The sequence below is a fragment of the Thermopirellula anaerolimosa genome (genome assembly GCF_054657335.1).
This window is the reverse complement of the sequence record NZ_BAAHYX010000006.1, coordinates 1,541,632-1,557,479: the sequence shown is the minus strand read 5'-3', so window position 1 is coordinate 1,557,479 and position 15,848 is coordinate 1,541,632. Positions and strand designations below refer to the sequence as shown.

Annotated in this window: 10 protein-coding genes; 8 read left to right on the top strand and 2 right to left on the bottom strand. The window is 62.5% G+C overall.

Annotated features, from left to right (window positions below):
- Positions 1-7: 7 nt before the first annotated feature.
- Genes cmr4 through cmr6 form a run of 3 tightly spaced genes read left to right on the top strand, consistent with a single transcriptional unit; the run spans position 8 to position 2,417 of the window.
- Complete coding sequence (cmr4, locus tag ACYQ6J_RS11640; RefSeq protein ID WP_460184361.1) at positions 8-940, top strand: type III-B CRISPR module RAMP protein Cmr4; 933 nt, start codon at positions 8-10, stop codon at positions 938-940.
- The gene (locus ACYQ6J_RS11635) at positions 937-1,290 is read left to right on the top strand and encodes a type III-B CRISPR module-associated protein Cmr5 (RefSeq protein WP_460184360.1); all 354 of its coding nucleotides are present in this window, start codon (positions 937-939) and stop codon (positions 1,288-1,290) included. The genes cmr4 and ACYQ6J_RS11635 overlap by 4 nt, the downstream gene beginning before the upstream one ends.
- Positions 1,291-1,292: 2 nt before the next feature.
- Positions 1,293-2,417, top strand: coding sequence for a type III-B CRISPR module RAMP protein Cmr6 (gene cmr6, locus ACYQ6J_RS11630; RefSeq protein WP_460184359.1), 1,125 nt, complete (start codon positions 1,293-1,295; stop codon positions 2,415-2,417).
- Between the two features lie 70 nt (positions 2,418-2,487).
- Here the strand turns inward: cmr6 and ACYQ6J_RS11625 are convergent, their stop codons facing one another.
- Positions 2,488-4,050 carry a coiled-coil domain-containing protein gene (locus ACYQ6J_RS11625; RefSeq protein ID WP_460184358.1) on the bottom strand — a complete coding sequence of 521 codons (1,563 nt, stop codon included), beginning with the start codon at positions 4,048-4,050 and terminating at the stop codon, positions 2,488-2,490.
- A 485-nt stretch (positions 4,051-4,535) separates the two neighbouring features.
- On the opposite strand from ACYQ6J_RS11625, the gene ACYQ6J_RS11620 reads away from it, so the two are divergent.
- From ACYQ6J_RS11620 to ACYQ6J_RS11605, 4 genes are all read left to right on the top strand, one after another.
- Positions 4,536-5,489: an alpha/beta hydrolase gene (locus ACYQ6J_RS11620; RefSeq protein WP_460184357.1), complete on the top strand. Its 954-nt coding sequence runs from the start codon at positions 4,536-4,538 to the stop codon at positions 5,487-5,489.
- Positions 5,490-5,693: 204 nt separating this feature from the next.
- Complete coding sequence (locus ACYQ6J_RS11615) at positions 5,694-6,599, top strand: carbohydrate kinase family protein (RefSeq protein WP_460184356.1); 906 nt, start codon at positions 5,694-5,696, stop codon at positions 6,597-6,599.
- Positions 6,600-6,811: 212 nt separating this feature from the next.
- Positions 6,812-9,223 (top strand): glycoside hydrolase family 10-like protein, encoded by a 2,412-nt coding sequence (locus ACYQ6J_RS11610; RefSeq protein WP_460184355.1) that lies wholly within the window; start codon positions 6,812-6,814, stop codon positions 9,221-9,223.
- A 234-nt stretch (positions 9,224-9,457) separates the two neighbouring features.
- Complete coding sequence (locus tag ACYQ6J_RS11605; protein ID WP_460184354.1) at positions 9,458-11,443, top strand: FG-GAP-like repeat-containing protein; 1,986 nt, start codon at positions 9,458-9,460, stop codon at positions 11,441-11,443.
- Between the two features lie 64 nt (positions 11,444-11,507).
- On the opposite strand, the gene ACYQ6J_RS11600 is transcribed toward ACYQ6J_RS11605, so the two are convergent.
- The gene (locus ACYQ6J_RS11600; RefSeq protein ID WP_460184353.1) at positions 11,508-12,482 is read right to left on the bottom strand and encodes a glycoside hydrolase family 16 protein; all 975 of its coding nucleotides are present in this window, start codon (positions 12,480-12,482) and stop codon (positions 11,508-11,510) included.
- Positions 12,483-12,760: 278 nt separating this feature from the next.
- Here ACYQ6J_RS11600 and uvrA point away from each other — a divergent pair, with 278 nt between their 5' ends.
- Positions 12,761-15,805 carry an excinuclease ABC subunit UvrA gene (uvrA, locus tag ACYQ6J_RS11595; RefSeq protein ID WP_460184352.1) on the top strand — a complete coding sequence of 1,015 codons (3,045 nt, stop codon included), beginning with the start codon at positions 12,761-12,763 and terminating at the stop codon, positions 15,803-15,805.
- Positions 15,806-15,848 lie beyond the last annotated feature (43 nt).

Genomic DNA, 15,848 nt, shown 5'->3' with positions numbered 1-15,848 from the left:
GATCAACATGCACGCGACAAGTTCCCGTTTTACTCGACTCTACTGGTTGCACTGTCTGAGTCCCACGCATACGGGCGTCGGGCGCGGGCTGGGATACATCGACCTGCCCATCGACCGCGACCCCGTGACCGGCAAACCGCTGATTCGCGGGTCCGCCCTCAAGGGAGTATGGGCCGATTATTTCCGCGCGACCGAGGAAGGCCGCAAGACGGACCCCATGCTGCGAGCGGCATTCGGCACGGCCGGCGCGAACAACGAAGCCAACGCCGGTTCGCTGATTCCCGCGGATGCCCATCTGGTATGCCTGCCCGTTCGCAGTTTTCGTGGTACCTTCGCCTGGGCGACGTCGCCGCTCACCTTGCAAACGCTGCGACGAGTCTTGCATTTGAGCGGAGTGGCCGGCCTGCCCGAAGCACCGCACGATTTGGCGGATGATGAGGCCCATCACGCTGAGGGTGACGGCGTGAAAACCGCGCTTACGGAGGACGGCAGAATCTATTTGGAGGATATGGATTTTTCGGCCGCTCCGTGTCCCATCGCTTCGCAATGGGCGTCCCGCATCGCAGGCTGGGTGTTTCCGGATGACCCCCAGTGGCAAGAGCAGTTCCAAAGGCGATTCGTCGTCGTACCCGACGTCGTGTTCGATTACCTTTGCGAGACCGGTACCGAAATCCACACCCGTGTGCGCATTAAGGACGAGACCAAGACCGTGGAGGGGGGTGCTCTTTGGTCGGAAGAGTCGTTGCCGGCTGAGTCCATTCTGATGGGTGTCATCCAATGCGACCGGGTTTTCTTGCCGAACGGTGAAGCGGATGAACGCATCCGTCCGGAGGACTTGCTGAGTCGGTTCGCGTCCGAGCCGCTGCTGCTTCAAATCGGCGGCAAAGCCACCGTGGGGCGTGGACAGGTTCGCTGCGTCTACTCGGAGGTGACGACATGAATCCAATTACGCGAAGTCAAAGAATTGCGCAAACGGCCTATTCGCGAATCGCGGCCCGTGGAACGCCGAATAAGGAATACGTTGCCCGGGCGAAGAGGTTTCCCGCGTTGATCCACACTTGCGGTTTGGCGCAGGCCGTGGCCTTTGGGATGGCCAAGGAATTCTCCGATTATCTGGAAGACCTGGCCTCGGTGCTGCATACGGCCGGCCACGCGGAAATCAGAAGTGTTGGCGATTTGGACCGGTTCGCGCGGAGCCGACCGTTAGTGCAGTACCTGAGGCTCAGTCGCGACGCTTTAACTGCCGCCTCGTGGCTGAAACGGTACGCCGAGGCTTTGGGGGAGGATTGAATATGCGAGCGGCCATTCAAGCGTTGAAGGATCGCCGATCCGCACGCGGCGAACATGCCGGTTTGCTGCTCCATCGCTACCTGGCGGAAACGGCGGCAGGTAAGAAAGGCAATCCTGCCGAGAAGCGTGACCTACTAAGTGCCGCCATCTGCGCGGCCGGCTCTCAGAGCGAAGATCCCAACTCGATCTATTCGTCTGCGTTCCGGCGGTGGCGAAATTCTCTTCCCGCGGGGAACGTGGCGAAGGAATTCGAGACTGACGGCCGGTTGATCGTGGGGCTTGGCTCGGAGAACGTGTTGGAAACCGGTATCACGCTGCACCACACCTACGGCATGCCGATGATCCCCGGTTCGGCATTGAAAGGATTGGCCGCCCATTACTGCGATCAAGTTTGGAGCAAGGGCGATCGCCGCTTCAGGAAACCGACCGAGGAAGAGGATCTGGCTTACCGCCACTACCTGAGCGGGAAGGGTCCGGCGCCTGAACCCAACTACCATCGCCTCTTGTTCGGTACGACGGACGACGGCGGTTGCATCGTCTTTCACGATGCGTGGTACGTACCCCAGTCCAACGACCAGCCGTTGCGTCTGGACGTGATGACCCCGCACCACCTGGAATGGCTCGAAGGTTCGGAGTCGCCGACGGATTTCGACAGTCCCACGCCGGTACCGTTTCTTTCCGTGACGGGGCGATTTTGCGTGATGCTCTCCTGGCGCGGTCCCGCTGCCGATGCCGCGCGCCCATGGCTGGAGGCCGCTTTAGAGTTGCTGAGCGATGCCTTGAAAAACTGGGGCATCGGCGGGAAAACGACCAGCGGCTATGGGCGATTGGTTGAGGCCGGCAAAACCCCAGGCGGGCGGTCGACCACGGCACGCCGAGAAGCGAAACCGGTGCATCAAAGACAGTATAAGGTGGGCGAGCGCGTCCAAGCCGTCCTTCTGGAGGAAAAGACGAAAAAAGGCGGTTGGAACGCCAATCTGACCGAAGACGAGCGGAAAGGGCCGATTCAAAATTCGAATGACGTGCCGCCCGACAAGAAGCCGGGAGATGAAGTTACGCTGGAGATTGCGTTCATCAATCCTAAAACAGTTGCTTTCAGGTGGCCGACACCAAAGGCAGGCAAATAGCGAATCGGTTGGGCCGAAGACGGCCTGCCAGCGGAGTGGATAGGCGGGAACGATGAGTCGAACGGTTGGTTCACGCCGGATCGCCGGTTTCCCGGAGGCGTTCCCGGAGGCGGTGGATTTCGGTGAGAAGCCGCAATTCGACGGTTTCGGCTTTTCGCACTTCCAATAGACGATCGCGCTCGGCCAAGCGGAGTTCCTCTTCGCGCCGGGCTAGTTCGCGGGCCTGTTCCAGCAGTTCTTGGCGACGCTCCGTCAAGGCTGCGTCGTGCCGTTGCCATTCCTTCGCGACGGCCTCTTGCAGTGCCGCGGTTTCCTGTTGGATGCGGCGGCACTCGGCGAGCTTATTCTCGGCCGCGTCCGCTCGTTCTTGGTAGGCCGCCTTCAAGGCCCGACGCAATTGCGATAACCTCTTGCGGAGCACCACTTGGGAGGCACGTCCCGAGAGTCGAACCAACAGTTCCTCCGCCGCCGCGCGATGCTCCAGCGCCCGTCTGTGGAGCGAATCGGCCGCTTCCAGGACGGCCTGGTTTTTCGCCGCCGCCGTGCGAAGCGCTTGCTCGCGTTCGAGGAGGACGCGGTTGCGCGCGGTCCAGTCGGCTAGGAGTTGGCGCTCCAGCGTCGCCCAGCGGTTTCGCAAGTCTCGGGCCTCCTGCCGGAGTTTGTCGCGATCTTCTTCCAGGACGCGGAGCAGGTCCTCTGCGCGATGCCGCAAGTGATTGGCCTGGGCTTCGACCTCGGCCAACGATCTCTCTCGATGGCGCAAGTCGTCGTCCGTGCTCCATTCCGGCGCGGAAGAAGTCTGCGCGGCCTCCGGACCGAAATCCCCTGCCGCCGTCGTCTCGCGACTTGCGTGCTCTTCGTCCGCGGCGCGGCTCGCCGCCTGCGGCGAGATTTCGGAAATGGTCGGTGCGGAAGGCTCGGGGGAAACTAAGACGACGGCCAAGGCCTCCAAATCTCGGCTATGTTCCTCGAACGCCCGAACGCGCGATTCCCATTCGCGACGCCGGGCGGCCAGATCGAACTCCCCGAGGCCGATCTGATACTCGCGCTGATCCAATACCTCCTCACGGATCCGAAGTGCCGCCGCTTGGTTCTCGAGTTCCTCCTCCCGGCGACGCAGGGTCGATTCCCGGTGGTCCAGTTCCGCTTCGCGACGGGCGAATTCGAGTCGCTTCTCCTCCCACTCCTCGATCCGTTGAGACCAAAGCAGGCGGAGCAGTCGATCCTCATGCTCCAGTTTGGCGACGTCGGAGTTCAGTCGGGCTTCGCGCTCGTCCAAGTCGCGTTGGCGCCGCCTGAGGTATTCCGCCAACTCGCGGGCGTGGCGACGCCATTTCTCGGGCAGCGGCGCGGTGTCCGATGTCGCAACATCCCATTCATCATCGGCGGACGCGGTCGGGGAAGGCTCTGCGGGGTCTTTGTCGGGCTTTGGGCCGAGCGCCCCACCGGGACCGTGCGGCGTGGGGAGTTTGCGGGGGGCGTGGGGGGAGTCCAAACGGGCCTCGATTCCCGATCCCGATTCCTTCGGCTCGGCTATGCGGCTTGCCTCGACGAAGTCGGCCGCCTCCGCCTCCGAGGATGGTCGAAGGTCGCCAAGCGTCGAAGAAGGACGTTCAGCCGAGGGATCGCTCATGGGGCCTGGTGATTTGGGATATTTTCCGAAAGTGGGGAATCGGGGACGAGGCGATGCCCAACCCCGGACGCAAGAAACCCGTTTTCATTCGTAAAGACTCACGCGTCCCGGTTTATCGGAAGTAAATGGCGTAAAGTTTAAGGATTATCCGGAATGCGACGGTCGTGGAGGTTGGTCCTCGAGCGTCAAACCGCGAGGGATGGCCCACGATTACCCGCTGCTTTGGCGCCATCGAGCGGCGGAAAAGAGCGGCGGTGATCGACAAGAATCCGGAGAATCTTTCCAATCTGCCCAAGCCATTTCGCGCCGCGCGGACGCGATGGATTGCCCGGCCCATGCCGGAGAATAGGTCGCCCTCTCCTTTGCTTTTCCTCGTGCGAAGGGATAAACTCACTTCCAATTGAGGAGGGGCAGTGCCAAATTGGCCGGCCAATGCCGTTCGGCCGACACGTTCGAAATTTTGGGACTTGGGAGGAAAGACCACGATGCAAAGACGCCGCTGGAGTACGTTGTTGTCGGATCGGTCGATCGTGCCGGTGATGGTCATCGGCCTGTTGATCCTCGGCATTTCGGTATGTGTGACCGTGTGCGATGTGGTGTCCGCCGCGGAGCCTGCCACGGAGCTACTGTGGCCGGAGGGGGCGCCCTTGGCCAAAGGCGATCAACCACAGGACAAACCGGGGTTGATCATCTATTTGCCGGAAAAGGACAAGGCGGTCGGTTGCGGCGTGGTGATTTGCCCGGGCGGCGGTTACGGATTCTTGGCCATGGATCACGAGGGCCATCAAATCGCCCAGTGGTTGAATTCGCACGGCGTGGCCGGCTTCATTCTGGACTATCGTCACCGGAACAAGGGCTACATGCATCCGGCCCCGATGCTGGACGTGCAACGGGCGATTCGCTGGGTTCGTGCTCACGCCGATCAATTGGGCGTGCTGCCGGACCGGATCGGAGTGCTGGGTTTTTCGGCGGGAGGGCACCTGGCCTCGACGGCGGCGACTCATTTCGACGCCGGCGATCCCAACGCCGCTGATCCCGTCGATCGGGTCAGTTGCCGACCGGACTTCGCCGTCCTGTGCTATCCGGTCATCATGTTCGACGAAAAGGAGACGCATCGGGGATCGCAGCGGAATCTGCTAGGCGACAATCCCGACCCCGATTTGGTCCGCTCGATGTCCAGCGAGAAACAGGTCACGCCGGAAACGCCGCCGACCTTTCTGTGGACGACCAACGAAGATACGGGCGTGCCGCCGGAAAACAGCGTGCAGTTCTATCTAGCGCTCCGCCGGGCGGGCGTGCCGGGAGAGCTTCACGTCTTCGAGAAAGGCAAGCACGGGTTGGGCTTGGCGCAAGGGGTGCCGGGTACGGAATTGTGGCCTACCGCCTGCATTGAATGGATGAAGAACCGCGGATTGTTGGAGTCGCCCAAGCAGCAGTAGCTTGTCCCGGGACGGCGGTCTGAGACTTCGCAAAGGTGCGGTTGCGGCCTCGTCGGGGTCGTGTTGCCGCGCGACCAACCGACCGGGATTGGGGGCGAACCGCCGCGATCCGAGTTCGTGAGTACGCACACCGGCACGCTCGGGGGGCGCCGGGGTGCTCGGTCGATGGACGGCATGGGAATCACAGAACAGGGAGGGCTGCCGGTGAGCGACGAAACATGGGTGTTGGGCCTGGGGGAGGTGCTCTGGGATTGCTTCCCGGATCGGGAATTGCCGGGCGGCGCCCCGGCCAACTTCGCATTTCATGCGGCCCAGCTTGGGTGTCAAGCCGCAGTGCTGTCTCGGGTCGGCACCGATCGTCGCGGCGACGAACTTTCGGCCTTGCTCCGCGCGGGCGGCGTCGTCACGGATTTCATTCAGCAGGACGCGGTCCACCCGACCGGGACCGTCGAGGTCGATACTTCGCAACCGGATCAGCCGCGATTCACGATTCGCCCCGACGCGGCCTGGGATTTCATGGAATGGACTCCGCAGTGGCAGTCGGTGAGCGAAAACGCCGCCGCCGTTTGCTTCGGCACGCTGGCCCAACGCTCGCCGACCTCGCGCAAAACCATTCGGCGCTTCCTCGCCTCCGTTAACGATCGCGCCTTGGTGGTGTATGACATCAATTTGCGTCAGGACTATTTCGACCGCCCCACGATCGAAGAGTCGCTGCGTCTCTGCCACGTCGTGAAACTGAACGAGGAGGAAGAGGCCGCCCTGACGGAATTGCTGGAATTGGGCCCTTGCTATCCTCGCGAGTTCGCCGCCCGCCTGCGAGATCGCTACGACGTTGACGCTGTGTGCATCACTCGGGGAGCCAACGGTTGCTTGCTGGTCGAGGGAGATCAAATCGCCGACGAACCGGGTGTGGCCGTCGAGGTGGTGGATACGGTGGGGGCGGGCGACGCCTTTACGGCGGCTTGGGTCTTCGCCCGACTCCGCGGGCGCCCGCTCCATCAGCAAGCCCAATTCGCCAATCGCGTGGGGGCGCTGATCGCTTCGCGCGCCGGCGGAATGCCGGTTGTGAAAGACGAATTACGTTCCCTGATCGAAGAGTTTTCCGTCTGAGTATCCTTGCGGAATGCTTCGGCCGCGACGGATTTCGCATGACAACGAAACCGCTCGCGGACGGCAATAATCATCCATGAAGGGAGGCCGCGACCATGGTCCGCAACCGAAGACACGGCCCGTTGGGGCAAGCGTGGTCAATTCTTGGCGAGCGGTGTTCGAGGACGGCGAGCCTGATTGCCCTTTTAGCGGTGTTCACGACGACGACCCGGGTGACTCGCCCTACCGAGGCCGTGGAACTTGGCCGATCGCCGGGCGGGTTCCAGGACGAAGTCGTGGAGACTTTTTCCTACGGCGGGGATTCCGAAGCTCAAGCCGCGTGGAAACCGGATGAACGCTCGCAACCGGTCCGCCGAGCGGTGGCGGACGGCAGTCCGTGCCTGGAAATCAAGCTTCCCTTCGCCGCGGACACGCAACGGGCGAGGAGCGTTCACGATCGGGTCGTACCGCTCGATCTCTCGGCGGCGGGCGTTTTTCTGCTGGAATTGGCCGTCGATCACCCCGAGGCCGTGGAGTCGGTCTCGCTTTACTTTCGCAGCGGCGAAGGCTGGTATGCCGGATCGGGTCGTGTTTCGGAATCGGGGCGGAGTGTTCTGCGATATCCGAAGTCGCAATTTCGCACCGAAGGCAACCCCGCCGGATGGGGCAAGGTGGATGGGATCCGCGTCGCCTTCTGGCGAGGAAAGGATGTGGACGCCGCGGTCCGGTTGTTTTCGTTGACGGTGCGACGCCACGATATCGCGCTGGTGGTGCCGTCGCGCAAACTGTACGGGACGAAATCCGAGTTCCGCACTGCGGAAGAGACGGCGAATCGCGTGGCCGATTTTCTGGACGCCTTGGGGTTGGGAGCCGATCGGCTGGAAGACGACGCTTTTGACGAGGGCGTTTTGGCCGCCCATCCGTTGATCATCGTGCCGTACCATCCGTTCCTGAACGAGCAAACGACCGAAGCTTTGCTGTCCGCGATGCGGCAGGGAAGCAAAGGATTTTTCTTTTATCAAGCCCCCAACGCGATTTATAGGCATTTGGGAATCGGCGGCGCGCGATACGAGGCCCAGCGGGAGGAGGGGCGATTCGCCGAAATCCGCTTCGAAACTTCGACTCTTCCCGACTTGCCTCGAACAGTCCGACAGTCCTCGTGGAACATCACGGACGTGCGACCGGCGACCGCCGATGCCCGGGTCATTGGCTGGTGGTACGACCGCGAAGGAAACGCCGTCGACCGCGCCGCGTTGACCGTCTCGCCGCGGGGCGCATTCTTTAGCCACATTCTTTTAAGTTCCGACGCGGCCTCCAAGCAGATGATGTTGGCCGCGGTATTGGAATATCTGCGCCCGGAACTGCGTGAAGTGATACTGCAAGCCGCCGTGGATCAGGCGGGAAAGATCGGGCATTTGGACGGCATTTCCGCCCTGGAGGATTGGGTGGCGCGGCATTCCCCCGCCGACGCCTCGGCCCGAGAGGCTCTCAAGCAGGGCCGGGAACTCCTGGCGACCGCTCAAAAGGCCCCGCCTTCGCAACCGCGATTGGCGATGGTCCGCGACGCCCGGGAGCGATTGACAGCGGCCTACCTTGCCGCCCAGGACAGTCCCACCGTCGAAGGTCGTGCGTACTGGAACCATTCCGGCTTGGGGGCGTACCCCGGCGATTGGGAGCGCACGGCCAAGGAACTGAAGGCGTCCGGATTCAATATGGTTCTGCCCAATATGCTCTGGGGCGGATTGGCTCACTATCCCAGCGACCTCTTGCCGCGGAGTAGTACCTTCGAGCAATACGGCGACCAGATCGAACAGTGCGTTCGGGCGTGCCATGCCCACGGGATTGAAGTCCACGTGTGGAAGGTCAATTTCAATCTGAGCACCGCCCCCAAGTCGTTCGCGACGGCCATGCGTGAGGCCGGGCGGACGCAGGTCGATCCCGACGGCAATCCCATCGGTTGGCTATGCCCCTCTCACCCGGAGAACCAGCGTTTGGAATTGGAGTCGATGCTCGAGGTGGCAAAGAAGTATCCCGTGGACGGCCTGCACTTCGATTACATACGCTATCCCGGGCCGAACGGTTGCTACTGCGACGGTTGTCGGCAACGCTTCCAGGCGGAGACGGGGGTGAAGGTCGAACATTGGCCGCAAGACTGCTACTCCGGACCCTGGAAGGAGAGGTACCGCCAGTGGCGCCGGGAACAGATTACGCGACTGGTCGCCGCCGTATCGAGCGAGGCCAAGAGACTGCGTCCCAAGATCGAGATTTCCGCCGCGGTTTTCGGCGACTATCCGGCCTGCCGGGATTCCGTGGGGCAGGATTGGGTGTCATGGATCGATGCGGGCTACCTGGATTTCGTTTGTCCCATGGACTACACGAACGACGATTCCCGGTTCGTGTCGCTGGTGCAACGCCAAAGAAGCTTGCCGAAGAAACGGATTCCGCTTTATCCCGGCATCGGGGCTTGGCAAATGCCCAGCGAGGATCGGGTGGTCGGTCAGATCGTGTTGGCGAGGGAACTGGGAGCGGACGGCTTTACCATTTTCAATTTGCAGCCCGACTCCACCGCAACCACCTTGCCCGCCGTAGCGGTCGGCGTGGGACGAGTGTCGGCGGTGCCGCCTCACCGCAAGACGAACGATTGAAGTCGCCGCCGATCGCCGGCTTTTTTCGCGAGTGACCGCACTACCACCGTCGCATCCGCGGCAAAGGGGGCGATTCCCGTTTGCTCGCGCCTCTTGCTTGACATCATTGCCGATGCTGCCCAACATGGAACCAATGACATTGGGGCGCGCGTGCGACGGCGTCAGGGCTGCTGAGTCAGGTGATCGGCTTGGTTTTTTGCTCGTCTTATCGCAATTCCTGAAACAGGAAACAGCATGCGTCTGCGCGGAGGTCCCACCCGACGGAAAACATGCCACGGCGCAGCGGCGTCTTGGATTCTGACACGTTTCCATGCTCGCCGCCCGCGGATTCTTTCGTGTGCGCTCGCATGGGCGTTGTCCTTGATCGTCGCTTGGGAATGTCCGGCGCCGGCGATCGAAGCTCCCGCGACCGCCGCTCCGCAGGAAGGGGCGGCGGCATCTCCGCCGCGCCGCGTATTCTTGCTCGGCGACAACACGTTTTCCGCCGGGGGCGTGTCCAAGATTTTGCAAGCCTTTTTCGCGGCCCGGGGCGAGGTGACGCAATTGCTGGAGATTCCCCTCAAGGGGAAAACGTTGCTGGAAGCGGCCGAGGGTGCAAAAACCGAGGACGCCGGTCCGAACGACGCGCTGGTCATCTTCGATCATCCGCTGCGATTGGTCGTGCAAAGGACGCCGAATCAAGTGGCAAATGACCTGGCGACTTTGAGTGAATGGCTGCCGGTGCGATTTGTCCTTTCGCCGTCGCCGCTGCTCAACGAGCCTCTTTATCGCGAGCGACGCTTGGCGGCGGAGGCCGCGGCACGGGGGACCCCGACGAGTTTCATCCCTCTGGTCACGGCACTGAAGCAGGCCCAGGCTCAGGGGGCGGGACGCCCGTGGCAGCCCGATCTCTCACCCGACCGGGCCACGCTGTTGACCGACTACTTGACGGCCTGCCTCGTGTACGCGTCGGTCTCGGGACGGTCGCCGCTGGGCTTGCCTGCGGACATCCCACTCGACGAGAGGACCTCGCTGCACGTCGCTCAAGACGCCGCCGAAGTGCTGCAACGAACCGCGGATGCGGTCTTGGCGACGGGTATTGGAGGGGAAGCCGCCGATTTCGACTACGATCCCGGCCTGCAATCGCCCGTGCAAGTCTTCGCCGCGGGCACGCCCATCGCCGTGACGACCGAGGGCTTGCAACCTCTGGTGGTCGATTGGAACCGCGACGGAGTTCACGATCTGATCGCCGCCGGGGTCAACGCGGGTTGCGGCGAAGTCTATCTGGTGCAGAAGACCGCAGAGGGATGGAAGGCCGCCGCGGGGACGCCCCTCGAGGCCTGCCGCCTGTGGGCCGACCTGCAACCGCAAGGCGTCACGGTCGCGCAGTTTCTGGATTGGGATGGGAACGGGACCGTTGATATCCTGCTCCTCACCGGGCGTGGAGAGATTTGGCTGGCGACGTCTCCCAAGGCGGGCGAGTGGACGCCCCCGCGTCCCCTGGCCGACGCCAAGGGTGATCCCTTGCGACTGGCCTACGCCGCTTCGGTTTGGGGGGCCGACCTGGATCAAGATGACGACGTTGATCTTTTGCTGGGCGACGAAAGCGGGCAGGTTTGGATCGCGTGGAACGGCGGTGCGCGTGCCAAGGAAGCTTTTGAGACTCCTCAATTCATCTCGATCGGGGGACCGGCCTTGATGGTCGATCATGATGCCTCGGTGGTGGCCGCCGATTGGGATTGCGATTCCCGTTTGGATTTGGTCGTGGGCAGTCACAGCGGGGCCGTCTATTGGTGCCGGGGCCTGAAATCCGAGGGTCGGCCCGGTTGGGCGCCGCCTTTGACCTTGGTCGCGCCGTGCTCCGAGGAAAGCCCCGCCGGGACGCCGCATCGTCCGGGATCGCCGCTTTGGGAACCCGTTCCCGGTTGGTCGCCGCGGCCTGCGGTTGTGGATTGGAACGGCGATCATTGGCCCGACCTATTCTTGGGCGATGCCAACCGCAAGGTCGTCAAGTATCGGAAATTGTCGGCGGAGGAAGAGGCCGACTTGAGGGCGGCGATTGCGCAGCGCGAAACTCTTCTGGCTGAGATGGCGGGTCAAGCCGGCGGTCCCACGCCCGGTCAACGGGCGGCCCTGCTCGATCTCACGCTGGCCGTCATCGAGAAGAGTCGCGACCGCCGCTACGAGCGCTGCGGTTGGCTATGGTATTTCGAGAGACGCCCACCCGCCCCCGCGCCGTAAGCCACCGCCCCGGAATAGGGTTCGCAGCGAAGTCGGCTCGCGGTCGTCCGAAGTCGTTTGGCGGCTATCGTTCGAAGGGCAGTTTACCCTCTCCCCGCGGTTTTGCTGTGCCGTACGATCCGCTCCGCTGGTAGACACGCACGTAGTCCACCAACATCTCGACCGGAAAAGGTGTCGTGCGATCCGGATTGCCCACGAATCCCCCGCCGATTGCGAGATTCATGATCAGATAAAAGGGCTGGTCGAACGGGGCGGGCCAAGGGTTCAATTCCGATTCGTTGGACGGAGCGACGCCGCGTCCCCCGTCCGTCTTGCCGGAACTCCACCAGAACGACTGAACCGCATACTGCCGATCATCTACGAACCAGCGAATTTCACCCGGTTCCCACTCGATGGCGTAAACGTGAAACTCGGCGATGCTGCGGCCTTCGGGAAAGACGAATTCCCTGCTGCTATGAGTATTCGCGGGCCAACGCGCTCCGTAGTGCAGCGTTCCCAGCACCTTGTTCGGTTCTTGTCCTCGGGCTTCCATGATGTCGATCTCGCCCGAGGCCGGCCAAGAACCGTACTTGTCTTCCTGCGGCATCATCCACAGGGCGGGCCAGACGCCGCGACCCGTCGGCAGTTTGGCTCGAAACTCGATCCGACCGTAGCGGGTGCAAAACAACGGGCTGCCGTCGCGTTTTCGTGATTTCAGCCGGGCCGAAGTGTAGCCGCAACCGTTCAGCGACTCCTTGATCGCACGAATGTGCAACAAGCCGTCCTGGACGAAGGCGTTTTCCGGTTCCCGCGTGTAGTATTGCAGTTCTCCATTCCCCCAACCCGCGATCCACTGATTGGCGTCGTAGTCGTAGAAGCCGTTTCCCAGATCGTAATCCCATTTGGAGCGGTCGATCCGATCGCCCTCGAATTCGTCGCTCCACGTCAATTGCCACCCGCCGGAGGGCGGCGCGGCCTGCGTTCCGCCGAACGGGGCCGCGAAAGTCGTCGCCAAAACGGCGACCAAAACCGGATTTCGCAAGGAACGGTACAAAGTCATCCCCGGACCTTTCGCTCTGGGTTGCCAAGAGTGTCGCAGAACGAGCGACACGCGTCGCTCCCCACACTCTTGAGGACGGCAATTCCATCATAGTCGGGGTGATTCGCCTCGCCAATTTGCGTGGAATCGTCGCGCGGTCGCTCACCGCAGGCAATGAAAGTGCAGAACCGATGCGGTCACCGCTCGCGGCGGTCTTCGTGCGCTTTACAGGCCTCGATGCGGCGGCATAGACTAAAGGTTTTTCGCGTCCCCGGTAACCGCCCTCGGGGTTCATGTAGATGAGTTCAGCCGGAAATATCGTACTCCGCGGAGTACGGGTGCACAATCTGAAGAATATCGACGTCGATATCCCCAAGAAGCGACTCGTGGTTCTGTGCGGACCGAGCGGCAGCGGCAAGACCTCGCTCGCGGTGGATACCGTTTACAACGAAGGCCGCCGCCGTTATCTCGAAAGTTTTTCCGCGCACACGCGGCAGTTCCTGGACAATCTCCCGCGCGCCGACGCCGATCGAATCGAAGGCATATCTCCCGCCGTCGCGGTCACGGCGTGGCAAAGTCCCAAATCGCAGCGAGCCACCGTAGCCACGGTGACCGAAATCTACGACTATTTGCGTCTGCTGTACGCCTCGCTCGGTCGCGTCGTTTGCCTCGAATGCGGTCGTCCCGTCGAGCAGCACACGCCGCGGACGATTCTGCGATTATTGGAAACCTTTCCAAGCGGGACCCGCATGATGTTGGCTTTTCCCGCCGCCCTGCGGAACGGGCAGGACGATGCGACGGGCCTGCTCGAGGAACTCCGCGCGGAAGGGTACACGCGGATGATCGTCGGCGGTCGGTCCTGCGGCCTGGACGAAGCGACGTCCGATATTCTCGGATCGCAGTCCGAGGACAACGAGGTCCTGGTCCTTTTGGATCGCATCATTTGGGGACGAACCGACGCGATTCGCGTACTGGAGTCGTTGGAATCGGCTTTTCGGGCGGGAGAGGGCGTGTGCGTGGTCTTGGCTCAAGAGGGCGAAGAAGACGGCGGTGAAGCCCGTCGTGGGCCGACCGACTCTTCCCATCCGTCGGCGGGTTATCCCGAGGGCCGCGGTGCCAATGACGGAGGATGTAACGAGGACCGGCTCCATTCGGCGGCGTTTCCGCGTGTGGTGGTGGACGGCGTTTCCTGCATTCGGATGGCTTTTCGCGATCGTTGGATCTGTGCGGCGTGCCAAGCGGTGTACTCGGCCCCGGAGCCTCGCCTATTCAATTTCAATTCTTCGCATGGTGCCTGTCCCACTTGCGAAGGTTTCGGTACCGTGACGGACGTGGATCTCGACCGCGTCGTTCCGGATCGCGGCAAATCGTTGGCGCAAGGTGCCGTGGCGGTGTGGGAGGGCCAAGGACGCAACGAGTACCGCGACCGCATGTTACGATCGGCTGCCGACGCCGGCCTGCCGCTCGACGTGCCCGTCGCGCAGTTCACCGAAGAACAAATGCAACGCCTTTTGGACGGAGATGCGGAGTCGGGCTTTGTCGGCATTCGCGGCTATTTGCGCGACCTGGAAAAGAAACGCTATCGCGCGGATGTCCGCGGCGTTTTGATGCGGTGTCGTGCGCAAAACATTTGTCCGGACTGTCGTGGGGCGCGCCTGCGGCGAGAGGCGCTGGCAGTGCGATTGCCGCTTCCTCCGGGAACAACGGACGAAGATTCGCCCGCCGCAGTCGCCGAATCGTCGTTTGCCGCGACGGTTGCGGGCCCCAATATTGCCGAACTCTGCCGCTTGCAGGTTGCTCAGGCGTTGACTCGCATACGCGGCTTGGAGGTCGTGCCGGAGGCGCGTCGCGTCGCGCGTACCGTGTTGGAGCAACTGATCGGCAGGCTTACCTATCTGGATCAGGTAGGGTTGGGCTACCTGTCGTTGGACCGTCCGATCAAGACCCTGAGCGGCGGGGAGTTGCGCCGCGTCCTCTTGGCCGGAACGCTGGGGTCGTCGCTGGTCAATATGGTGTACGTGCTGGATGAGCCTTCGGCGGGATTGCACCCCCGCGACGTGGCCGGGCTGGTGCATGCCGTTGCCGCCCTCCGCGACCGCGGCAACACGGTCTTGGTCGTTGAGCACGAAGAAGCCTTCCTGCGAAATGCCGATCAGGTGATCGAGTTGGGGCCGGGGGCGGGTGAACGCGGCGGGCAGGTCGTTTTTCAAGGCCCTCCCGACGCATTGACCGCCGCCTCCACGCTGACCGCCGACCATCTGGGGCGAAGACGCGGATATCGCGATCAACTGCCGCGGCGCCGGCATGCCGACGGGTGGATTCGCTTGTGCGGGGCGAAGGGCCACAATCTGAAAAACATCACGGTGGAATTCCCCCTGGGCGTGCTCTGCGTGGTCAGCGGCGTGAGTGGAGCGGGCAAGAGTTCACTGGTTCAGCAAACGCTCTATCCCGCCTTGTGCCGCCGCTTTCGCAAGAATGTCGATCCGCCCCTGCCCTACGACGATCTCTTGGGCGAAGGTCAAATCGCGGATGTAGTTCTCGTGGACCAGTCTTCGGTGGGTCATACCTCGCGGTCATGCGTGGCTACGTTTCTCAAGATCTGGGACGACATCCGTCGGGTCTTCGCCGAGTCGGCCGATGCGCGCACCCGAGGTATGGGACCGCGGCACTTCAGCTTCAATTCCGACGAAGGCGCGTGCGAGGAGTGCGGCGGCGAAGGCTATCTGGAAATCGATATGCAGTTCCTGGCCGACGTGCGCATCACCTGCCCCCGCTGCCGAGGTCGCCGTTTTCGCGAGGAAATTCTCGACGTTTTCCATCGAGGAAAAAACCCGGCTGACGTCCTGGAGATGACGGTCCGCGAGGCCTTCGCTTTCTTCCGCGGTTACCCCAAGGTCCAAGCCAAACTGAAGCGGTTGATCGAAGTAGGGCTGGACTATCTCCGTTTGGGTCAAGCCGCGCAGACCTTATCCGGCGGCGAATCGCAACGGTTGCGTTTGGCCGCGCACCTTTCAGCGGGCAAGCGAAGTCGCACGCTGTTCCTGTTGGAGGAACCAAGCACCGGCCTGCACGACGCCGACGTAACCCTGCTTCTGGATAATTTCGAGTCGCTGTTGAACGTCGGGCATTCGCTGATCGTGGTGGAACATCATTTGAGCATACTCGCCGCCGCCGATTACTTGATCGACTTAGGCCCCGGGGCGGGGGACGCCGGCGGTCAAGTCGTCGCCGCCGGGACGCCGGAAGAGGTGCTCCGCTGCCCGGAATCCGTGACGGCCTCGTATTTGGCGCCGTTGTTGAAGCCCCGGACGCGAGCCAAATCGTCGGCTGAACGCACGGAGTAAGCGGAAGGAGTAAGCGAGATATTTTCGGCGATGCCTCCGGAGG